Annotated in this window: 18 protein-coding genes and 2 pseudogenes; 13 read left to right on the plus strand and 7 right to left on the minus strand. The window is 71.2% G+C overall.

What is annotated here, in order from left to right; genetic code table 11:
• Positions 1–241 precede the first annotated feature (241 nt).
• Complete coding sequence (locus LJ657_RS33025; protein ID WP_232652579.1) at positions 242–934, minus strand: hypothetical protein; 693 nt, start codon at positions 932–934, stop codon at positions 242–244.
• The gene (locus LJ657_RS33030; protein ID WP_232652580.1) at positions 934–1542 is read right to left on the minus strand and encodes a hypothetical protein; all 609 of its coding nucleotides are present in this window, start codon (positions 1540–1542) and stop codon (positions 934–936) included. The genes LJ657_RS33025 and LJ657_RS33030 overlap by 1 nt, the downstream gene beginning before the upstream one ends.
• 270 nt (positions 1543–1812) lie before the next feature.
• On the opposite strand from LJ657_RS33030, the gene LJ657_RS33035 reads away from it, so the two are divergent.
• The 6 genes from LJ657_RS33035 (at position 1813) to mug (ending at position 8205) form a co-directional block, all read left to right on the plus strand.
• Positions 1813–2955: an NAD(P)/FAD-dependent oxidoreductase gene (locus LJ657_RS33035; RefSeq protein ID WP_269787211.1), complete on the plus strand. Its 1143-nt coding sequence runs from the start codon at positions 1813–1815 to the stop codon at positions 2953–2955.
• A gap of 63 nt (positions 2956–3018) precedes the next feature.
• Positions 3019–3417 carry a hypothetical protein gene (locus tag LJ657_RS33040; protein ID WP_232652582.1) on the plus strand — a complete coding sequence of 133 codons (399 nt, stop codon included), beginning with the start codon at positions 3019–3021 and terminating at the stop codon, positions 3415–3417.
• Positions 3418–3581: 164 nt separating this feature from the next.
• Positions 3582–5126, plus strand: a complete 1545-nt coding sequence (locus tag LJ657_RS33045; RefSeq protein WP_232652583.1) for an FMN-binding glutamate synthase family protein — start codon at positions 3582–3584, stop codon at positions 5124–5126.
• 19 nt (positions 5127–5145) lie between these two features.
• Positions 5146–5892 (plus strand): alpha/beta hydrolase family protein, encoded by a 747-nt coding sequence (locus LJ657_RS33050; protein ID WP_232652584.1) that lies wholly within the window; start codon positions 5146–5148, stop codon positions 5890–5892.
• 322 nt (positions 5893–6214) lie between these two features.
• Positions 6215–7657 (plus strand): adenylosuccinate lyase, encoded by a 1443-nt coding sequence (gene purB, locus LJ657_RS33055; RefSeq protein WP_232652585.1) that lies wholly within the window; start codon positions 6215–6217, stop codon positions 7655–7657.
• A complete protein-coding gene (gene mug, locus LJ657_RS33060) occupies positions 7654–8205 on the plus strand; it encodes a G/U mismatch-specific DNA glycosylase (protein WP_232652709.1) in 552 nt (183 codons plus the stop codon). The genes purB and mug overlap by 4 nt, the downstream gene beginning before the upstream one ends.
• On the opposite strand, the gene LJ657_RS33065 is transcribed toward mug, so the two are convergent.
• Entirely contained in the window at positions 8183–8596 is a 414-nt protein-coding gene (locus LJ657_RS33065) for a hypothetical protein (protein WP_232652586.1), read from the minus strand. The genes mug and LJ657_RS33065 overlap by 23 nt on opposite strands.
• Before the next feature lie 270 nt (positions 8597–8866).
• Here LJ657_RS33065 and LJ657_RS33070 point away from each other — a divergent pair, with 270 nt between their 5' ends.
• Positions 8867–10024 (plus strand): ROK family transcriptional regulator, encoded by a 1158-nt coding sequence (locus tag LJ657_RS33070; protein WP_232652587.1) that lies wholly within the window; start codon positions 8867–8869, stop codon positions 10022–10024.
• Between the two features lie 70 nt (positions 10025–10094).
• Here the strand turns inward: LJ657_RS33070 and LJ657_RS33075 are convergent, their stop codons facing one another.
• Both LJ657_RS33075 and LJ657_RS33080 read right to left on the minus strand, forming a co-directional pair.
• Positions 10095–10856 carry a GntR family transcriptional regulator gene (locus tag LJ657_RS33075; RefSeq protein WP_232652588.1) on the minus strand — a complete coding sequence of 254 codons (762 nt, stop codon included), beginning with the start codon at positions 10854–10856 and terminating at the stop codon, positions 10095–10097.
• Positions 10857–11047: 191 nt separating this feature from the next.
• On the minus strand, positions 11048–11932 hold the full coding sequence (locus tag LJ657_RS33080) for an RNA polymerase sigma-70 factor (RefSeq protein WP_232652589.1): 885 nt from the start codon (positions 11930–11932) through the stop codon (positions 11048–11050).
• 47 nt (positions 11933–11979) lie between these two features.
• Here LJ657_RS33080 and LJ657_RS33085 point away from each other — a divergent pair, with 47 nt between their 5' ends.
• Entirely contained in the window at positions 11980–12408 is a 429-nt protein-coding gene (locus tag LJ657_RS33085; RefSeq protein WP_308117097.1) for an NAD(P)-binding domain-containing protein, read from the plus strand.
• Between the two features lie 112 nt (positions 12409–12520).
• Positions 12521–13351, plus strand: a complete 831-nt coding sequence (locus tag LJ657_RS33090) for an alpha/beta fold hydrolase (RefSeq protein ID WP_232652590.1) — start codon at positions 12521–12523, stop codon at positions 13349–13351.
• Between the two features lie 93 nt (positions 13352–13444).
• Here LJ657_RS33090 and LJ657_RS33095 read toward each other — a convergent pair.
• Positions 13445–14290: pseudogene (locus LJ657_RS33095) on the minus strand (EamA family transporter); the annotation flags it as partial.
• Here LJ657_RS33095 and pdxR point away from each other — a divergent pair.
• The 4 genes from pdxR to LJ657_RS33115 all read left to right on the plus strand — a co-directional run bounded on the left by pdxR (position 14281) and on the right by LJ657_RS33115 (position 20948).
• Positions 14281–15807, plus strand: coding sequence for a MocR-like pyridoxine biosynthesis transcription factor PdxR (gene pdxR / locus LJ657_RS33100; RefSeq protein ID WP_232652591.1), 1527 nt, complete (start codon positions 14281–14283; stop codon positions 15805–15807). The pseudogene LJ657_RS33095 and the gene pdxR sit on opposite strands and share 10 nt — an antisense overlap.
• Before the next feature lie 185 nt (positions 15808–15992).
• Positions 15993–17576, plus strand: coding sequence for an alkaline phosphatase D family protein (locus tag LJ657_RS33105; RefSeq protein ID WP_232652592.1), 1584 nt, complete (start codon positions 15993–15995; stop codon positions 17574–17576).
• 239 nt (positions 17577–17815) lie between these two features.
• Complete coding sequence (locus LJ657_RS33110; RefSeq protein WP_232652710.1) at positions 17816–19087, plus strand: GNAT family N-acetyltransferase; 1272 nt, start codon at positions 17816–17818, stop codon at positions 19085–19087.
• 169 nt (positions 19088–19256) lie between these two features.
• Positions 19257–20948, plus strand: coding sequence for a DUF885 domain-containing protein (locus LJ657_RS33115; protein ID WP_232652593.1), 1692 nt, complete (start codon positions 19257–19259; stop codon positions 20946–20948).
• A 12-nt stretch (positions 20949–20960) separates the two neighbouring features.
• Here the strand turns inward: LJ657_RS33115 and LJ657_RS33120 are convergent.
• Positions 20961–21734 (minus strand): annotated as a pseudogene (locus tag LJ657_RS33120) (SDR family oxidoreductase).
• Positions 21735–21807: the final 73 nt, after the last annotated feature.

Consider the following 21807-nt stretch of genomic DNA (forward strand, 5'->3'; position numbering starts at 1 on the left):
CGGCTTGACGCCTTGCGGCAACAACGGCTCCAGCCGGGCCCACTGGCCGTTCGTCAGATCCCCACGTCCCACAAGACGTGATCATCAGCGAACAAGATCCACTTTCGCAACAGGCCCTAGACGCGATACCGCCGGTATCGCGTCCAGCTGGTTCCGGCTGAACGGTCAACGTGCCCGGACGGCGTCCTGAACCCGGTCGTCGAGGCCCTCGCATCCACCAGCGGATCACGGGCGCGGGACACTAGCGCCGCTTGCGCTTCTTCTTGCTCCGGTTGTCGGCGCTCGGCTTGGCACCGCTCGGCCGGCCGGGCGGCATCGGGTTCGCCGCGGCCTCGCGCAGGCCGATCCGGCGAGTCTGCCAGACAGTCAGCTCCCACAACCCGACCGCGACGCCGACTCCCACGACGCCGACGGGGAGGGGACTGAAGTCCGCATCGGCGGGCTGCGGGGCCAGCCAGCCGCTCGGGTCCACCAGCAGGTCCTCGCTGGTGCCCGCGTCGTCCGTGCCGTTGCAGCCCAGGCCGACGATGTCGGCGTGGGCCATCGGCCTGCCGTCGGTCCGCTTCAGCCTGCAGTGGTAGATCGGGCCGGTCTTGCCCTTGGTGGTGTACACCGAGGTGATCCGCACCTCGGTACGCCGCCCCTGGCTCTGCATGAGCGCGGCCTGGAAGACCAGCCCGGAGCCGAGCACGACGGCCAGTCCGGTGATCAGCCCGGCGAAGAACACCCACCCGTTGGTCGCGGTCGCCATCAGCACCGCGATCGCGAGGGCCACGGTCAGCAGACCTAGGATCAGCGCCGCCGGAAACCAGTCCGGGCTGGTGCCGAGCACGCCGATGCCCACCATCAGCAGGGGGACGAGCGCGGCTGTGCGGGCGAGCCGCCGCACCACGTGCGGGGGCCAGGCCACGTTCTTCCGGGACCGGGGCGCCATCAGCGGCCCTCGAACCGGCGCAGCCCGACCCGCCGGGACAGCCAGACCAGCAGCTCGAAGAGCACCAGTACCACTGGCAGGGCCCATGCGGCGATGTCGATCCCGCTGTAGTCCGTCTCGGCCGGCTCCGGCGCCGTCCAGCCGTGCGGGTCGACGAGCACGTCCTCCGTCTGCCCGACTTCCATCGGCCCGTCGCAGGAGTCGTTGTCCAGCTCGGCGTGCTTGAGCGGCTTGCCGTCCACCCGCGCCAGAAGGCAGGTGTACTCCGGCCCGTTCCTGCCCTGGTACGTCTTCACCGAGGTGACCCGCACCTCCACCCGCTGCCCTTGGTGCGCCATCACCTCCGCCTGCAGCACCGGCCCCGGCCCGGACAGCGCGGCGATCCCCACGATCACCCCGCCGACGATCAGCCACCCGTTCGGCGCTGCGATGATCATCAGCGAGAGAGTCGCGATCAGCGCGAAGGTCCCGAGCACCAGTCCGAGCACGCTCCAGTCCGGATTGGCGGCCAGCAACGACAGCCCGACGATCACCGGCGGACCCAAAAACGCGATCGCGGTAAGGCGGCGGACCTGCCGGGACGAGGTGGCGGTGGCTGTTCGAGGCACGGCGTCAGTGTGACGAACGGGGTCGTCAGGCTGAAGAGCGGGGTGACGGACCGGCGACGGGTGGGGCACTGCTGACTTCAGCTCGTCAGGGTGTCTCTCCTTGAAGTCCCCTTCCTTGAAGTCCCTGATGGGCCCAGAGCGGTGGTTGTATCCCGTGGCGTGTGAGGTATGGCGACGAGGGCGGGCTGAGGCTGCCCCTTGATCACCTGAAGACATGGGACATCAGCACGCGGTCACCGGTACTTGCATACTGGGAACGGGAGTTCGCCCATGATCTGGGGAGGCTTCGTGGGGATCGGGGCTGTGAAGCCGCCTGAACGTGTTGCTGTCATCGGGGCGGGCATCCTCGGAGCCAGCGTGGGCTGGAACCTGTCCCGGCATGGCGCCAAGGTGGTCTTCATCGACGCGGGCCAGCCGGGCGAGGGCGTCACCAACTGGTCTTTCTCGTGGGTCAACGCCAGCAACAAGACCACTCGCAAGTCCTATTTCGACCTGAACGTCGCGGGCATGGCAGCCCACCGTGAGCTTGCCGGGACCATCGGGCCGGACTCATGGTGGTATCCAACAGGCCACCTGCGCTGGGCAGAGGATCCCGCGGCGCAGGCGAAGCTCCTGGAAACGGCCGGACTGCTGACCAGCTGGGACTACCAGGTCGAGGTGTGCACCGGGGCCGAGGTGCGCCGGCACCTCGAGCGTGCTCTCACGATGCCCGGCGAGGTTCCAGTCCTGTTCTACCCCGACGAAGCCTGGGTGCACGGGCGTCATCTCGTCGGCCGCCTGGTCGGCCAGGCTGTTGCATTCGGCGCCGAACTCCGGTCCGGCACCGCGGTCTGCGACATCGGCACCGGTGGCGACGGGAGCATCCGGACGGTTGCTCTGTCCGACGGCAGCTGTCTGGACGTCGACATCGTCGTGAACGCAGCGGGCCCCAGCGCCTCCCACGTCGCCGGGCTCCTCTCACGGCATTTGCCGATGCGCCGGGAACCCGGCGTCCTCACCCGGATCGCCTGTGCTCAGGTCCCTGTTCGCCGGGCCATGCACGCGCCTCACATCGAGATCCGTCCGGACGGGGACGCATCGGTGGTCCTCCACAGCCGCGAGATCGACGCACTCATCGACACCGGCGAAGGTCCAGTGCAACTCGCGCGGCTGCTCCGTGAATCGGCGTGGAAGTTGGTTCCCGAACTCGGTAACTCCCGCATCGCACAGACTCGGGTAGCCCACCGGCCCATCCCAGCCGACGGGTTCCCCTCGGTGGGAGGGGTGCCGTCCGTACCGGGCTACTACGAGGCCGTTTCCCACAGCGGCATCACGCTCGGACCGGTCATCGGCCGGCTCCTCGCTTCGGAGATCCTCAGCGGGAAGAGAGACGAGATGCTGGCGGACTTCCGCCCGGAGCGGTTCCCCTCGTGACAACTCGGGTAAGCGCCACCAGCATCGCGACACGGCCGGGGAGTCTCCGCGCGCCCGAGGAGCATGATCGCCTTCACGGAAATCCTGGCCGAGCCGGCGTTCGGCTGTCGTCGAAATGAGCGCCAACTCGACCAGCGACACCACCGGGCCGTCCGAGCAGAGCACCCCGTCGGTGAGCTCGAAGAGCGCATCCGCCCAGCTTCAGAGGCAGTCGTAGAACTGGACACGAAAGTGGAACAGGATGCCCAGCGCGGCGTCAGCGGGCTGTTCAGGGGCGAGACGCTTCCCAGCGGCCGTTCCTTCACGCGACGTTGCTCGACACCTCGACGCGTGAAGTACGGCCGTCCTGCTGTCTCGGGAACGAACCAAGATCAGCAGGTCAGAGGAACCGGCGAGGTCAAGCAACAGGCTGATGTCCGGCGCTTGCGTGCGGGCGAGGCCTGGGCCCGGTCGTTTGGGTGATGTGATCGCCGTCGCTGTGCATATCCGTGTGGCCTTCTAGAGTCGGTTCGCCTTTCTTGGATGGCGCCGGCGCGCCCTTGGCTGTGTGCGCCGTCCGGCGCCCGATGTGACACAAGCGGGCTCCACCGCATGGCGATGGAGCCGTGCCTCGAGGAGGAACCTTCATGCAGGCCCGGAGGATCGGCGCCATCGCCGCAACAGCAGTGGCGCTGGTGGCAGCCCGCGACCTTGTCCAGAAGCGGCACGCACTGCTGCGGAACTTCCCGGTGATCGGGCACGCCCGGTACCTGTTGGAGACGATCGGGCCGGAGCTGCGGCAGTACATCGTGACCTCCAACGAGGAGGAGCGGCCGTTCAGTCGTGACCAGCGTTCCTGGATCTACGCGTCGGCGAAGGAGGAGAACAACTACTTCGGGTTCGGGACCGACGTCGACGTCGAACATGTGCAGGGGCATGCCTACCTGAAACAGCGCACGTTCGCCGGCACGCTGCCCGATGTGCACGACCCGCTCGTTCCACTGCCCTCGGCCAAGGTCCTGGGCGGGCCGCGGGGGCGCGCCAAGGCGTTCCGGCCGGCCAGCGTGGTGAACATCTCGGCGATGAGCTTCGGATCGCTCTCCGGCGCTGCCATCACGGCGCTCAACAAGGGGGCGGCACTGGCGGGCACGATGCACAACACGGGTGAGGGCGGCCTGTCTCCGTACCACCGCAACGGCGGCGACCTCGTCCTTCAGATCGGTACGGCGTACTTCGGCTGCCGCGACGAGGACGGCAGCTTCAACCTCGACAAGCTCAAGGACGTGGTCGCGAGCGCCCCCGTCAAAGCAATCGAGATCAAGCTCTCCCAGGGCGCCAAGCCAGGGCTGGGCGGGATGCTGCCGGGCGCGAAGGTGACCCCGGAGATCGCCCGGATCCGCGGCATCCCGGTCGGCAAGGACTGCGCCTCCCCGTCGCGGCACACCGCGTTCACCGACGTCGACTCGATGCTCGACTTCGTCGAGTTGGTCGCCACCGAGACCGGTCTGCCGGTCGGGGTCAAGAGCGCGGTCGGCGAGATGGGCTTCTGGCAGGAGCTGGCCACGCTGATGGCCCGTGGGGATCGTGGTGTCGACTTCGTGACCGTCGACGGCGGCGAGGGCGGCACCGGGGCGGCGCCGCTGATCTTCACCGACTCGGTGTCACTGCCGTTCCGGATGGGCTTCTCCCGGGTCTACGGCGCCTTCGCCGAGCTGGGTCTGACCGACGACCTGACCTTCATCGGCTCCGGCAAGCTCGGCCTGCCCGAGAACGCCGCGGTCGCGTTCGCCCTGGGCGCCGACATGGTCAACGTGGCCCGTGAGGCGATGCTGTCCATCGGCTGCATCCAGTCGCAGAGGTGCCACACCGACAAGTGCCCCACCGGCATCGCCACCCAGAACCAGTGGCTGGCCCGCGGCCTCGACCCGGCCTCGAAGGCCACCCGGGCCGCTGTCTACCTGCGCACCCTGCGCAAGGAGCTGACCAAGGTCTCGGCGGCCGTCGGGGTCGCCCACCCGGCGCTCATCACCGCCGACGACATCGAGATCATGAACGGCGACTACGAGGCCCGCACCCTGGCCGGCGTCTACGGCTACAAGGACGGCTGGGGTGAGCTCGGCCCGGACCTTGCCAAGGAGATCACCGAGCTGCTCGTCTCCACGCCGACCTCCACGAACAGCCGACCGGAGTGATCGCAACATGTCCGAAGAAGTGAGATTCAAGAGTGTCGTCGGCCCCGAGCTGGCCGGGTCGATCGACCTGCCGGAGGGCGAGGTCCGGGGCTGGGGGATCTTCGTCCACGGATTCACGCTCGGCAAGGACTCGCCGGCCGCCTCGCGGGTCAGCAAGCAGTTGGCCCGCGAGGGGATCGGCATGCTGCGCTACGACAACCTCGGGATCGGCGATTCCGACGGCGACTGGGGTGACGGCTCCTTCACCGTCAAGGTCCAGGACACCGTCCGTGCGGCAACTCTGATGGCAGAGCGAGGGACACCGGCAGACCTGCTGGTGGGGCATTCGTGGGGAGGCGCCGCCGCCATCGCCGCAGCGGCCGAGGCGAACGGCGTCCGCGCGGTCGCCACGATCGGGGCGCCCGCCGACCCCAGCCACGTGGAGCACCAGTACGACGCGGTCGTGGATCGCGTGCTCAGCGACGGGCAGCACGAGTGGTTCGTCGGCGGGCGGACCCTGGTCCTCAAGCGCGCCTTCGTCGAGGACGTCCGCCGTGCCCGTCTGCACGACCGGGTCTGTGAGTTGGACCGGCCACTCCTCGTGATGCACTCGCCCAACGACGACACCGTCGATATCGCCAACGCCGGGGAGATCTTCCGCACGGCGCGGCACCCGCGAAGCTTCGTCTCGCTCGAAGGAGCAGACCACCTTCTGACCGCACGGGGGCAGGCGCAGCGAGCCGCCCGCATCATCAGCGCCTGGGCCGACCAGTACATCAACGCCTGATGACCCGCAGGAGAGGACGTCTCGGTTCCTTGAAGGCCCGTCCGGGGACGGCCGACGCCAAGCGGCCGGAACTGCTGCCGTACGAGGATCCGGCGGCGTAGTTTTTCAGCCCGTCCGGCGTTTGAGGACGAGGCCGTTCAGGGCGATGGGGGTCTGGGGCGCAGCCCCAGCGGGGCCGAAGGGGCAGAGCCCCTCCAGGATGGGACGGGTAGGGGCGGCGGGGGCGAGAACCTCTCGGCAATGGCGTGACGCAGATCTCGTAGGTTCCGCCGAAAGCGACCGTGGCGCTGGCCTGCACGAATCGCCAGTAGAATCCGTACACGTGACTTCTGCGCCCGCCAAGCCCCGCATCCCGAACGTCCTCGCCGGACGATACGCCTCCGCCGAGCTCGCCACGCTCTGGTCCCCCGAGCAGAAGGTGAAGCTGGAGCGCCGGCTCTGGCTCGCCGTGCTGCGCGCCCAGAAGGACCTCGGAATCGAGGTGCCGGACGCGGCGATCGCGGACTACGAGCGTGTCCTCGACACCGTCGACCTGGCCTCCATCGCCGAGCGCGAGAAGGTCACGCGGCACGACGTGAAGGCGCGGATCGAGGAGTTCAACGACCTCGCCGGGCACGAGCACGTGCACAAGGGCATGACCTCCCGGGACCTCACCGAGAACGTCGAGCAGCTGCAGATCCGGCTCTCGCTGGAACTCATGCGCGACCGCACGGTGGCCGTTCTGGCGCGCCTGGGCAAGCTGGCCGGCGAGTACGGCGAGCTGGTCATGGCCGGCCGCTCCCACAACGTGGCGGCGCAGGCCACCACGCTGGGCAAGCGTTTCGCGACGGCGGCCGACGAGCTGCTCGTCGCCCACGGCCGCGTCGAGGAGCTGCTGGGCCGCTACCCGCTGCGCGGCATCAAGGGCCCGGTCGGCACGGCACAGGACATGCTGGACCTGCTCGGCGGCGACGCGGGCAAGCTGGCCGATCTGGAAAACCGCATCGCCCGGCACCTCGGCTTCTCGCAGGCGTTCACGTCCGTCGGGCAGGTCTACCCGCGCTCCCTCGACTACGAGGTCGTGACCGCGCTGGTGCAGCTGGCGGCGGCCCCCTCCTCACTGGCCAAGACGATCCGGCTGATGGCCGGGCACGAGCTCGTGACCGAGGGCTTCAAGCCGGGCCAGGTCGGCTCCTCCGCGATGCCGCACAAGATGAACACCCGCTCCTGCGAGCGTGTCAACGGCCTCATGGTCATCCTGCGCGGCTACGCCTCGATGACCGGCGAGCTGGCCGGCGATCAGTGGAACGAGGGCGACGTGTCCTGCTCGGTGGTGCGCCGTGTGGCCCTGCCGGACGCGTTCTTCGCGCTGGACGGTCTGCTGGAGACGTTCCTGACGGTGCTCGACGAGTTCGGCGCCTTCCCGGCCGTCGTGGCCCGCGAACTGGACCGCTACCTTCCCTTCCTGGCCACGACCAAGGTGCTGATGGGTGCGGTGCGCGCGGGCGTCGGCCGTGAGCTGGCGCACGAGGCCATCAAGGAGAACGCCGTCGCCTGCGCCCTCGCGATGCGCGAGCAGGGCGCCGAGCGCAACGAGCTCCTCGACAAGCTCGCCGCCGACGACCGCATCCCGCTCGACCGCGCCCGGCTGGACGCGCTGATGGCCGACAAGCTGTCCTTCACGGGCGCCGCCGCCGACCAGGTCGCCACGGTCGTCGGACGCATCGAGGAGATCGTCAAGCAGCACCCGGAGGCCGCGGGCTACACGCCGGGGGCGATCCTCTGACCCGCTTCACCCCGGCGGAACTGGAGGCCGCCCGCGACCGCCTCGTCCCGGACGTGGTCGCGGACGGCCTTTCCGTGCTCTTCTGCGGCATCAATCCTGGCCTGATGACGGCCGCTACGGGCCATCACTTCGCCCGCCCCGGCAACCGCTTCTGGCCGGTGCTGCACCTGTCCGGCTTCACCCCGCGGCTCATGAAGCCGTCGGAGCAGGGCGAGTTGCTGTCGTACGGGCTGGGCATCACGAACGTCGTGGCAAGGGCGACCGCGCGGGCCGACGAGCTGGGCGCGGAGGAATACCGCGAGGGCGGGCGGGTGCTGGCGCTGAAGACGGAGCAGCTGCGGCCGCGTTGGCTGGCGGTGGTGGGAGTCACCGCGTACCGGGCGGCCTTCGACGACCGCTTGGCCCAGGTGGGGCCGCAGGAGCGGACGTTCGGGGAGACGCGGGTGTGGGTGCTGCCGAATCCGAGCGGGCTCAATGCGCACTGGACGGCGGAGACGATGGCGCAGGAGTTCGGGAGGTTGCGGGTCAGGGCGGGTCTATCTCAGTGACCATGAGGAGGAGTTCGGGCTCCTCCTCGGTGTCGCGGTCGGCGACAGCCAGGTTGACCCAGCGCCCCGTGCCGGTCGCCTCCCAGGTACGCAGGTCGTCCGCGCGGGTGCTGAGCACGTCCCAGGGCTCGGGTATGTCCTCCCCCCGGCTGCGCCGCTCCTGGAGCGTCACGCCACCCCACCGTGCCGCGTCCCCCCATCTCTCGTCGTATCGCTGCACCAGGGCGGCCTCGTAGGCGTACAGATCGTCCGCGCTCGGCCAGGGGCCCGTCCCTAACGGGGTGATGTAGTAGCCGGGTCCACCCGCGGCGATCCGCGTCTCGCTGTGCTCCGTCGGAAAGGCCTCGGTGCACAGCAGGTCGGTCAGGGCCAGGTCCTTCGCGATGTCCATGTGATCCAGTAAAGCGGCCGACACTGACAATTGGTGAGGCGTCAGACATCCCGGCGTCGTACGCTCCACACTTCGTGGCCCCGGGCGAGTGCAGCGTGCCCCGAAGGGACGCGGGCAGTGCCCCTGTGCGGCTCCGCCGCGGGGCGCGACCAGCCACGACGGCGCGGCAGACAAAAGACGGCACGCGGCAGGCACTGCCAAGCGGCCCTGCCCAGCGGAGCGACCCGGTACGATCCGGCCAACACGCGCACGAGCTGGGAGGACGGGACGTTGGGGCGGCTGACCGGCGGGGATCCCTCGCTGCTGCGAAGGATCAACTCCGCGGTGGTGCTGCACGCGCTGCGCGCCACGGACGCGGCGACACTGACGGAGATCACCCGGGTGACCGGGCTGTCCCGGCCGACTGTCGAGGGCGTCGTCGAAGGGCTCATCGAGGCGGGTTACGTCGTCGAGAAGGCGGCCGACGAGAGCCTGGTTCGACGGCAGGGGCGGCCCGCGCGGCGCTTCCGGTTCCGGGCCGAGGCCGGGCATCTGCTGGGCGTGGACATCGGCTCCCACCGGGTCGCCGCGCTCCTCGCCGACCTGGACGGCCGGGTGCTCGGGTCCGTCGCCAAGGACGTCGACGAGACGGCCCCGGCCGACGAGCGCCTGGAGCGACTGCGTACCGCGGTGGCCGAACTGCTGCGCCGCGCCGGGGTCGCACGGGGCTCGCTGCGGGCCGTGGGGGTCGCCTCACCGGGGATCGTGGAGGCCGACGGCACGGTGCGGCTGTGCGCGGCACTGCCCGAGTGGACGGGGCTGCGCCTGGGTGAGCGGCTGAGCCGGTCCTTCAAGTGCCCGGTGCTGGTCGAGAACGACGCCAACGCCGCAGCCGTCGCCGAGCACTGGAAGGGCGCGGCCACCGAGTCCGACGACGTGGTGTTCGTGCTGGCCGGGCTGAGCCCCGGAGCCGGTTCGCTGATCGGCGGGCAGCTGCACCGGGGGTACGGCGGGGCGGCCGGCGAGATCGGCGCGCTGCATCTGCTGGGCCGCGAGGTGACCCCGGAGACGCTGCTGTCCACCACGGACGAGCCACTGCACCCGCTCGACGAGCAGGCCGTCGCCGAGGTCTTCGCGCAGGCCCGCGAGGGCGACCAGCGGGCCCGCGCCGCCGTCGACCGCTTCATCCAGCGGCTCGTCCACGACGTGGCCGCCCTGGTCCTGGCGCTCGACCCGGAACTCGTCGTCGTCGGCGGCTGGGCGGCCGGCCTGGACGGCGTACTGGAGCCGCTGCGCCGCGAGCTGGCGCGCTACTGCCTTCGTCCGCCGAAGGTGGCCCTGTCGCTGCTGGGCGAGGCGGCGGTCGCGACGGGCGCGCTGCGACTCGCCCTGGACCACGTGGAGGAGCAGCTGTTCGCGGTGGAGGGCACGGTGACGGCGCGGCGCTGAGTCACCGGCGCCGCAACGCGCTGTGCCCCGGAGGAGTTCCGGGGCACAGCAGGTCAGGCGAGGCCGGGCCTCAGGAGGCCTGGCGCTCGGGCCCCTGGTGGATCTCCACGCCGCCCGAGTCGCCGAAGGTCAGACGGCAGGTGTCCGCACGGTACGTGGCCACGGAGAGCGCCGCGGTGCGGCCGTCGGCGAGGAAGCGGGTGGTGACCACGAGGACGGGCGCCCCCGGGAGCCGGTCCAGTTCCCTGGCGTCGTCCGCTCGGGCGGAGCCCAGCTCGACGGCGCTGTCCCGCCCCTCCAGCTCCAGCCGCTGCAGCTCGCGCAGCACCGCACGCGCGCGTGCCGGTCCGGACGGCGCGTCTATGGCGGAGAGCTCGGGCACCGAAGACTCCGGGACGTAGAGCAGCTCCGCGGCGACGGGCTGGCCCTGGGAGACGCGCGAGCGGCGCACCGTGTACACGGTGTCGTCCGGGCCCGTCTCCAGCGCGGCGGCGACGGCCGCGGGCGGCGCCGCGGGCGTGCAGTCGACGGCCTGCCAGACGTCCCCGGCGCCCCCCGGCCAGGCCTGCTGCTCGGTGCCGACCGCGACGCCCACGCGCGGCGGGGCGACGGTCGTCCCGACACCGCGGCGGCGCTGCAGCCTGCCTTCCAGTTCGAGCTGCTCCAGGGCCTGTCGCAGCGTGGCGCGCGCGACGCCGAAGCGGGCCGCCAGGTCGCGTTCGTTGGGCAGGATCTCGCCCACGGAGAACTCGGAGTCCAATGCCTCACTGAGCACGGTCTTGAGATGCCAGTACTTCGGTTCCGGCACCGATTCCAACTGCGTGGTCCCCACCCTGTCCTCCGCAATCGCCGTGATCCGGCGGCGTTTTAGCGCCCTTGTTTATTAAAGGTTGTTGCACTTATCTGCGACCATAGGGCGGCCCAAACCCTTGGTCAAGACCAATCCTGGATCCCATGGGCACGGCACAGGGCGCGCGCCGCGCAGGGTTCACGAGGTGTTCGTACGGGGGCGGCCCACGCCGCCTACTCGGAGGCAAGCGAGAGCAGCTTGTCCGGGTTGCGGATGATGTAGAGCGACTGGATGCGGCCCTCGAAGACGTCCACCTGGAAGACGCTGTCGGGCTTGCCCGCGGACAGGACGACGACCGCGAGGCCGCCGTTGAGCTCCATGAAGCGGAAGGACTGGGCCGGCACGCCCTTCTTGGCGGCCCCGACGAGGAAACGGCCCACCTTGTCGGCGCTCTCCAGTACCCGTAGCGGCGCCCTGGACTTGCCGCCGCTGTCGCCCACCAGTCGTACGTCGGGCGCCAGCAGCGCCATGAGACCTTCCAGATCTCCCTCCGCCGCGGCGGCGAGGAACCGCTCGGTCAGCTCGCGACGCCGGCCGGGATCGACCTCGTAGCGCGGCCGCCGCTCCTCGACGTGCTTGCGGGCCCGCCCGGCGAGCTGGCGCACCGCCGCCTCACCGCGGTCGAGCATGACGGCGATGTCGGCGTACGGGTAGCCGAAGGCCTCGCGGAGCACGAACACCGCCCGCTCCAGCGGCGACAGCGACTCCAGGACGACGAGGACGGCCAGCGAGACGGAGTCGGCGAGCACGGCACGCTCGGCGGTGTCCGGGACGGTGTCCCCGAAGTCGGTCGCATAGGGCTCGGGAAGCCATGGGCCGACGTAGGCCTCGTTGCGCGCCTTGACCTGACGCAGCCGGTCGATGGCGAGGCGGGTGGTGATGCGCACCAGGTATCCGCGCGGTTCGCGCACCTCGCTGCGGTCGGCGCCGGACCAGCGCAGCCAGGCCTCCTGGACCACGTCCTCCGCGTCGGCCACCCGCCCGAGCATGCGGTAGGCGACCCCCAGCAGGACGGGCCGGTGCTCTTCGAAGACGTCGGTCTCGGTGTCGGTGGTCACGGACTCATCCCATGCGACACGTCCGGACATGTCCAGGAGAAATCCGTGTGTCCCGGAGCGGAATGGCGCGCGGGCCGCCGGCGGCCGGACTCGCGGAGATGGCCATGGGGTACGCGGTTCCGGGCACGGGCGGTGTCGGCCGCACCCTCGGCGGCAGGCCGGCCGAGCTGGGCCACGAGGTGACTCCGGGCTCCCGCGCGAAGGACAGTCCCACCGCCCTGGAGTGGGTGCGCGAGGCCGGCGCGGGAGCGCGGGCCGGCACGTTCGCGGAGGCGGCCTCGGCCGCAGAGGTGGTGGTGGTCGCCGTCGGCGGGCGGGTGGCGCTCGCCGCGCTGGAGGCCGCCTCCGCACCGGGTGCTCGGCCTGGGCGGCATCCGCTCGGCACGCAGCGTGGAGATGCTGCTGCCGCTGTGGCTCGATCTCTTCCGGCATCTGGGGCACGCGGAGTTCAACCTGGAGGTCCGCAGGGCCATTGAAAGGGCGTACGGCCGGGAGGTCGGCCACCTTCAGGGGCTACCCGTCGGTAGCAATTGCTGACAAGCTGTCTACACGGCGTCCGTAAGCGAGCCCCAGACGAGGAGCACCCCCATGTCCGCCACCGTCTCCTTCAAGGTCCCCTCTCCACGTGGCCCGCAGCCCGTGACCGTCTCCTACGCGCGCGTGGGCAGCGGCGAACCGCTGCTCCTGCTGCACGGCATCGGTCACCACCGGCAGGCCTGGGACCCGGTGGTGGACATCCTGGCGACCGAGCGTGACGTGATCGCCGTGGACCTGCCCGGGTTCGGCGTCTCCCCGGCCCTGCCGGACGGGCTCGCCTACGACCTGCCCACGACGACGGCCGTCTTCGGCGCGTTCTGCGAGGCGCTGGAGCTGGAGCGTCCGCATGTGGCGGGCAACTCGCTGGGCGGCCTGCTCGCCCTGGAACTCGGCCGCGGGCAGCTCGCGCGGTCGGTGACCGCCCTGTCGCCGGCCGGGTTCTGGTCCGAGGCCGAGCGGCGCTACGCCTTCGGTGTGCTGCTCGCCATGCGGCACATCTCCCGGCGGCTGCCGCTGCCCCTGGTGGAGCGGCTGTCGCACTCGGCGGCCGGCCGCACCATGCTGACGAGCACGATCTACGCCCGCCCGGGCCGCCGTTCACCCGAGGCCGTGGTCGCCGAGACGCTGGCCCTGGCGCAGGCCACGGGGTTCGACGCGACCCTCCGGGCCGGCAGTACGGTCCAGTTCTCCGACGACATCCCCTCCATTCCGGTCACCGTGGGCTGGGGCACCAGGGACATGCTGCTCGTGCGCCGTCAGGGGGTGCGCGCCAAGCAGATCATCCCCCGGGCCCGGCTGGTGCGACTGCCCGGCTGCGGGCACTGCCCGATGAACGACGACCCGGCGCTGGTCGCCCGCGTCATCCTCGACGGCAGCCGCTGACCCGGCACGCCTCAAGGTCAGCGCGCCGGATCCGAGGGCGACTCCGGCGCCGACCAGCGCACTGCCGACGGCCTGGGCGGCCCCGTAGGAGCCCGTTCCGACGAGCGGGGCCGTGCAGGCGGCGGCGACCGGGATGAGGCCGGAGAACAGCGTGGCGCGCTCGGCGCCGAGCCGCTGCATGCCCATGTACCAGCACACGAACCCGACGACGGTGACGACCGCCGCCTGCCACAGCAGCGCGCCGGCCTCGGTGGCGTCGGGGCGCCGCAGCCACGCCGTGCCGTCCGCGAGCAGTCCGGCGGCCGCGGACTCGGCCGCCGCGAGTCCGCACACCGTGGCGGACAGCAGCCGGGGCCCCAGAGGCCGCAGAACCGGCACCGCGAGTACGGCGAAACCGACCTCCCCGGCCAACGCACAGGACGAAAAGGCGATCCCGGTGCCGTCCGTACGCCCCCACCCCTGGACCGTGAAGGCGCCGAAGGCGACCAGCAACGCGCCGTACAGCACCCGGCGTTGGGGACGACGGCCCGCCAGGACCGGGACCACGACAGCCACCACCACGGGCGCGCATCCCACGAAGACACCGGGTACCGCCGGTTCCGCGGAGCGCTCTGCCGCGATGACGGCCAGGTTGAAGCCGACCATGCCGACGGCGGCCAGCAGGGCGAGGCGGGCCCACTGGCGGGGCGCGAGCGTCCGCAGCCGCGCGACCGCTCCCGCGCCGGTCAGGGGGAGAAACAGCAGGCCGGCGAGGCCGTAGCGCAGGAACTGGCCGCCCGCGTACGGGTAGTGGCCCAGGACGCTGTTCGCCGTGAAGGATCCGCCGACGAGGACGCAGGCGAGTGCGGCGAGGAGGGCTCCGCGGGTGGGGGTGGCGTTCATGGCAGCGACGCTAGGCAGCGCTGCGGTCCGGTTTAAGGTCCATTTCCATGACGTCATCGGAGACCAATCGGGACGGGATTCCTGAGCCGGGCGGGGTTCCTGAGCCTGTCGGGGTTCCTGAGCCTGGCGGGAGTGCGGACCAGGGCGGAAGTGCGGAGCCCGGCCGACCGGGCTCGCCCGCCTGGGAACTGCTCCTGCCGGCCGCCGCCGCGCCGGCACGCACGCGTGGACGCTCGCTACAGGCAGCACTGCGTGAGGCGGTGCGCGCGGGAAGGCTGGCGCCGGGCACCCGGCTGCCCTCCAGCCGCGATCTCGCCGCCGACCTCGGAGTCTCACGGGGACTGATCACCGAGGCGTACGAGCAGTTGACGGCGGAGGGCTATCTGCGCAGCGGGCGGGGTGCGGGCACCTGGGTGGGAGGCGCGGTGCGGGCCGCTCCCCCACCCGCACGTGATCTCGCCCCGCGCTCCCCCGGTGCGCGCGCCGACTTCGTGCCAGGAACGCCGGATCTGTCGCTGTTCCCGCGCGCCGCGTGGGCCGCGGCACAGCGCGCGGTCCTGGCCGAACTGCCCCACCAGGACCTCGGCTATCCCGACCCGCGCGGGCTGCCGCCGCTGCGTACCGCCCTGGCGGAGTTGCTGGCACGCCGCCGGGGTGTGGTCGCGGACCCGGAGCGGATCGTGATCGTCTCCGGGGTGGCGCAGGCGACGACGCTGCTGGGATTCGTGCTCCACGCGCGCGGGTTGCGCTCGGTCGGCGTCGAGGATCCCGGGAGCCCCCAGCACGACGCGCTGTATGCCTCGGCCGGTGTCACCACGGTGCCCCTGCCCCTGGACGGCGAGGGAATCGTCGTCGGAGCGCTGCGGGACTCGGGGGTGCGGGCCGTGGTGACGACGCCTTCCCACCAGTTCCCCACCGGGATCGCGTACTCCGCGCGCCGCCGCACCGAACTGCTCGACTGGGCGCGGTCCGAGGACGGGCTCGTCCTGGAGGACGACTACGACGGCGACTTCCGCTACGACCGTGCCCCCGTGGGCGCCCTGCAGGGACTGGACCCGGAACACGTGGCCTACACGGGCTCGGTCAGCAAGTCGCTCGCTCCGGGCCTGCGGCTGGGCTGGCTGCTCGTACCTCAGGCGCTGGCCGAGGAGGTCGTCGAGCGCAAGCGCACCATGGACCTCGGCCATCCCACCCTCGACCAGGCGCTGTTCGCCCGCTTCGTGGAGCGCGGCGACTACGACCGCCAGCTGCGCCGCTGCCAGCGCGCCTACCGTGAACGCCGTGACGCGCTCGTGGCCGCGCTGCGGGAGCACTTCCCGGGCGCGGAGGTGGCTGGGATCGCGGCTGGACTGCATGTCATCGCCGCGCTCCCGCACCGGTACGGCCCCCAGGAGGACTTCCTCGCGCGCGTGGCCGCGGCCGGTGTGGCCGTACGCCCGCTGACGGACTACACGCACGCGCGTGCAGCGCACGAGGGCAGCGGCGGTATACAGCTGGTCCTGGGGTACGCGCATCTGTCACCCACCCGGATCCGCGCAGGTGTACGGCTGATGGCGCAAGCGACCGACGCATGACCGTGGGGTGGCCGGCGCGGAAAGCAACGGATGGTTCATGCCATTCGCCCCGCTGTCTCCCCGGTCGCACACCGGTTCCCTTGTCCCTGCGGTCAGTTGTTCACTTCTGGTTTCCGTACGCGCTGCGGCGCACCAGTAGTTGTGGCATCGCACACTGGCCGGATCCCGTCCCTGGAGGCGCATCCATGACACACCGTCCGCTCCCCGGGCGCCGCAGCGTCCTGCGCGGCTCCCTCGCCGCCTCGGCGGCCCTGACCCTGCCCACCACCCTCGGCGCGGCACCGGCGTTCGCCCTCTCCGGGCGCCCCCGGGCGGGCTGGGGCGTACAGGCGGGAGACGTGACCTGCGACTCAGGTCTCGTGTGGGTGCGCTCCGACCGTCCCGCCCGGATGATCGTGGAGACGTCGGCGACCGAGTCGTTCCGCAACCCGCGCAGATGGCACGGTCCGCTGCTCGGCGCCGACTCGGACTTCACCGGCACCACCCGGCTGCGCGGGCTGCCGTCCGGTGAGCAGCTCCACTACCGCGTGCTGCTGGCCGACCCGGACGACCCACGCCGCACCGGCGAGCCGGTGACCGGCACCTTCCGCACGGCGCCCGTCAAGCGCCGCCAGGACGTGAAGTTCGTGTGGTCCGGCGACCTGGCGGGGCAGGGCTGGGGCATCAACGAGTCCATCGGCGGCTACCGCATCTTCGACGCGATGGCGAAGGTGAACCCGGACTTCTTCCTGTGCAGCGGCGACAACATCTACGCCGACGGCCCGATCTCGGCCACCGCAACGCTGCCCGACGGCAGCGTCTACCGGAACGTCACCACCGAGGAGAAGTCGCACGTCGCGACCACCCTGGACGACTACCGGGGCAATTTCCGCTACAACCTGCTCGACCAGGCGCTGCGCCGGTTCAACGCCCAGGTGCCCAACATCATCCAGTGGGACGACCACGAGGTCCGCAACAACTGGTACCCGGGCGAGGTCATCGGCACCGGCACGCCCTACCCGGCCGGCACGAAGCTCGACGACCTGGCACTGCGCTCCCGGCAGGCCTTCTCCGAGTACTTCCCGATCTCTACCGTCAGCGGGCGCCCGGACGGCCGGATCTACCGCAAGGTCGGCCACGGCCCGCTGCTGGACGTGTTCGTGCTCGACATGCGCACCTACCGCAATGCCAACTCGCCGGACAACCAGACCACGGACCCGGTGGGCATCCTCGGCCGCGAGCAGCTGGAGTGGCTCAAGCGGGAACTCGCCCGGTCCCGCGCGGTGTGGAAGGTGATCGCCAACGACATGCCGCTCGGGCTGGTCGTGCCCGACCCGGTCGAGGGCAAGCCGAACTTCGAGGCCGTCGCCCAGGGCGACCCGGGCGCGCCGCTGGGCCGTGAGCTGCAGATCGCCGAACTGCTGCGGTTCATCAAGCACCGGCGGATCACCGGCACCGTGTGGCTGACGGCCGACGTGCACCACACCTCCGCCCAGCACTACGACCCGTCACGGGCCGCGTTCAAGGACTTCGAGCCGTTCTGGGAGTTCGTGTCCGGCCCGCTCAACGCCGGCGCCTTCCCGGCCAACGCGCTCGACAACACCTTCGGCCCCGACCGGGTGTTCGTGAAGGCACCGACGACCGCGAACGTCTCGCCTGCCCAGGGCTACCAGTTCTTCGGCGAGGTCGACATCGATGGTGACAGCGGCGAGCTGACGGTCCGGCTGCGCGAATACGACGGCACCGTACTGTTCACGCAGGTGCTGCAGCCGGGCCGGGTCGGACAGTAACTCCCGTACGCTTTCCCGTGGGCCGCGTACCGGCGTCATCCCCCGGTGCGCGGCTTCTCCATGCCGCGGGCATCGCGGCACGATCAATTCAAAGTTCTACAAAAGGAGCATAACCACACTTTACCGATCAGTCACAAAGCGTTCGTGATCACGCAACACCTTTCCTTCACAGTGGCTGCATGAGTCGAGAAATGTCTGATGTGACCTGTGCGAAGCAGGGCCGTCCCGTGCACCAGTGGATGCGCGACATCGCGGAGCGGTTGCCCGCCTGGTGGACACGCCGCCACGGTCATGCACCTCCGGCCGGCGATACCGGCGCCCGGTCGCTGCCCCAGGAGCAGCAGGCCGGGCCGTCCGACGAGTCGTCGGCGACAGCGGAGGCCGTGCCCGGTCAGAGCACCCTGTGGCGGATGCGGACGACGGTGAAGGACGAACCGGGGTCACTGGCCGCGCTGTGCACGGCGCTGGCGGGGCGGCAGATCGACATCCTGAGCCTGCAGACGCATCCGCTGGCCGAGGGCACGGTGGACGAGTTCCTGCTGCGGGCTCCCGGCGGGCTCATGGCGTCCGAACTCACCAAGGTGGTCTCGCTGGCCGGGGGTACCGACACCTGGATCGAGCGGGCCGACGCCCACGATCTGGTGGACGCGCCCACCCGGGTGCTGGGCCTGGCCGCCCGCACCGCCCTGGACGCGGCCGAACTGCCGCTCGCACTGCGGCAGTTGCTGGGCCGGTGCACCATTCGCCAACTGCCCGCCACACCCGTCGGCGGCGGCCGGGGTCCGGGAGGCGTGCCCGTGGAAGGAGCGCTGGAGGACACCGTGATGCGGCTGCGGGCGCCGGAAGGCGGAGTGATCACCGTGGAGCGGCCGTATCTGCCGTTCACCCCGACCGAGTTCGCCCGGGCGCGGGCGCTGGTGGAGCTGGACGCCCGGCTCGGACCGCGCGTGCCGCACAGCCAGGACGTACTGACGCTGCCCGAGGGCAACGAGATCACCGTGCGCCGGGCCGACGCACGCGACCTGGAGGCCGCGAAGGCGATGCACGAACGGTGCTCGGCGCGGACGCTCGGCATGCGCTACCACGGGCCGGTCGGCGACGCGGACCGCTACCTGAACCACCTGCTCAGCCCGCGCTTCGGCCGCACCCTCGCGGTGCAGACCGCGTCGGGGCGCCTCGTCGGCCTCGGCCACCTGCTGTGGGACGGCGACGAGACGGAGGTCGCGCTGCTGATCGAGGACAAGTGGCAGCGCCGTGGCGTCGGCGGTGAACTGCTGGAGCGGCTGGTGGCGATGGCGGCCGAGGCGAACTGCGAGAGCGTGTACGCCGTGACGCAGGCATCCAACACCGGCATGGTCGCGGCGATGCGCGGTCTGGGACTCCCCCTCGACTACCAGATCGAGGAGGGCACCCTGGTCATCACGGCCCGCCTGCGAGCAGGCCGGTCCGGCTCCCGGCCGCCGTACGAGGTGGCGGAGGAGCAGGTCGGCGAGCGGATCGCACGGGACTAGCGCCCGGCACGGCGCACCTGCGAACGGCCCGGCGTGAACGCCGGGCCGTTTCGGCGTCCGGGGCCACGGCCCGGAGCACGTCGTACGCCCTGTCCCGCCGTTTTCGCCGCCTACGCCCTCGGCTCAATCCGGGTGACGGGCGGCGGCCCCTCGTATGAGGATGGACCGCATGTCACAGACCACGAACCCGCTGCCCCGCGAGGTCGCCGACGCATACGTCGACGAGCTCATCGCCCTCGACCCGGTGACCGGTACGTACCTCGGCGTGAAGGAGAGTTCGAGCAGGCTGCCCGACCTCTCGCCCGCAGGCCAGGAGGCGATCGCGGAACTGGCGCGCAAGACCCTGGCGCGGCTCGACGATGCCGAGCGGCAACCCGGCTCGGACAGTGACATCGAGCGCCGCTGCGGCCGGCTGCTGCGTGAGCGTCTGACCGCCGAACTGGCCGTGCACGAGGCGGAGGAGGGCCTGCGCTCGGTGGGCAACATGGCCACGCCCGCGCACTCGGTGCGCGACATCTTCACCGTGACGCCGAACCAGTCCGAGGAGGACTGGGCGGCGATCGCCGAGCGGCTGCGCGCGGTACCGGCCGCGTACGCCGGCTACCGCGAGTCCCTCGCGCTCGGTCTGGAGCGCAAGCTGTACGCGGCTCCGCGCCCGACGGCCACGTTCGTCGAGCAGCTCACCGAGTGGTCGGACACGGACGGCAAGGGCCGCGGCTGGTTCGAGGACTTCGCGGCGGCCGGCCCCGAGGCGCTGCGCGGGGAGCTGGACGAGGCGGCTCGCGCGGCCACCGCCGCCGTCGTGGAGCTGCGTGACTGGATGCGCGACGTGTACGCGCCGGCGGTCGAGGGCGCGCCGAACACGGTGGGCCGTGAGCGGTACGGGCGTTGGGCTCGCTACTTCAACGGCACGGACCTCGACCTGGACGAGGCGTACGCGTACGGCTGGGCCGAGTTCCACCGGCTGCTCGGCGAGATGAAGCAGGAGGCCGAGCGGATCCTGCCCGGTGCCGGGACGCCCTGGGTGGCGCTCGCGCACCTCGACGAGCACGGCAAGCACATCGACGGCGTCGACGAGGTCCGCGACTGGCTGCAGGGTCTGATGGACCAGGCGATCGACGAGCTGGACGGCACGCACTTCGAACTCGCCGAGCGGGTGCGGAAGGTGGAGTCGTGCATCGCCCCGCCCGGCGGCGCGGCAGCCCCGTACTACACGGCACCGTCGGAGGACTTCTCGCGTCCGGGCCGCACCTGGCTGCCGACGATGGGGCAGACCCGTTTCCCGGTCTACGACCTCGTCTCGACCTGGTACCACGAGGGCGTCCCCGGCCATCACCTGCAGCTCGCGCAGTGGGCGCACGTGGCCGCGGATCTCTCCCGCTACCAGGCCACCATCGGCGGGGTCAGCGCCAACGCCGAGGGTTGGGCGCTGTACGCGGAGCGGCTGATGGACGAGCTCGGCTACCTCACGGACGCGGAGCAGCGGCTCGGCTACCTCGATGCACAGATGATGCGGGCGGCCCGGGTCATCGTGGACATCGGCATGCACCTGGAGCTGGAGATCCCCGCGGACTCCCCCTTCCACCCCGGCGAGCGCTGGACTCCCGAGCTGGCCCAGGAGTTCTTCGGCGCGCACAGCAGCCGGCCGGCGGACTTCGTGGAGAGCGAGCTGACCCGCTACCTGACCATCCCCGGCCAGGCGATCGGCTACAAGCTCGGCGAGCGGGCCTGGCTGCGGGGCCGCGAGAAGGCGCGTGAGCGGCACGGCGACGCCTTCGACCTCAAGGCCTGGCACATGGCGGCACTCTCGCAGGGTTCCCTCGGCCTGGACGACCTGGTGGACGAGCTCGCCCAGCTCTGACAGCCCGGCAGGTCAGTGGCGGAAGCCGCCCTCCCAGTCGATCACCTGGCCCGTGATCCAGTCCGCCTCGTCGGTGGCGAGCCACGCGATGAGGCGGCCGGGATCGTCGGGCCTGCCCCAACGGCCGGACGGGAAGCGGGAAGCGACCGCATCTTACGTCTCTCCGGTCGTGTGTCCGTGTCCACCGGACCCGGGTCGACGGTGTTCACCGTGATCGCCTGCTCGGCGAGCGTGGTCGACAGGGAGCGTGTGATCGAGGCGAGGGCACCCTTCTGGGGGCGTAGGCGATCTCGCCGGTCATACGCCCGCGATGTCCTGGCGGGAGGTCATCATCACGACGCGTCCGCCCGGAGTTTGCGACGGCAGTCAGGCGCGGTGCCGGGCGTGGGCCTGGACGAGCAGCAGCACCGAGCGGGTCTCGACCGCCCGGTGCGCGTCGAGCATCGCCGCGTCGATCGTGTCGAGGGTGCCGTCGCTGACGCTGAGGGTGTGGTGGGCGACGACGATGTCGAGCCGTCCGCCGAGTGCCGAGACGGCCGTGGCGACGAGTTCGGCGGGCGCGGAGGCGACCACGTCCTCGGTACGGTCGGCGCCCCAGGGCATGGCCGAGTCGTGCGGCACGTGGTGGTGCAGATGGACGCTCGCCCCGTACGCGGCGAGCCGCCGGGCCACGGTGTGTCCGATGCCGGAGCGTCTGCCGGCCCCGGTCACCAGGGCGGTACGGCCACGCAGAGGCTGCCGCTCACGGCGCAGGTCTTCGGGGGCGGGGTGCGGCAGCCGGGGCATGGACGAGCATGATGGGCAACGCTTCGGGCCGGGGCACGCGATCAACCGTGCAGGACCATGGATGCCCGACTAT

Origin of the sequence: Streptomyces guryensis, assembly GCF_021261325.1 — a bacterium.
GTDB lineage: Bacteria > Actinomycetota > Actinomycetes > Streptomycetales > Streptomycetaceae > Streptomyces > Streptomyces guryensis.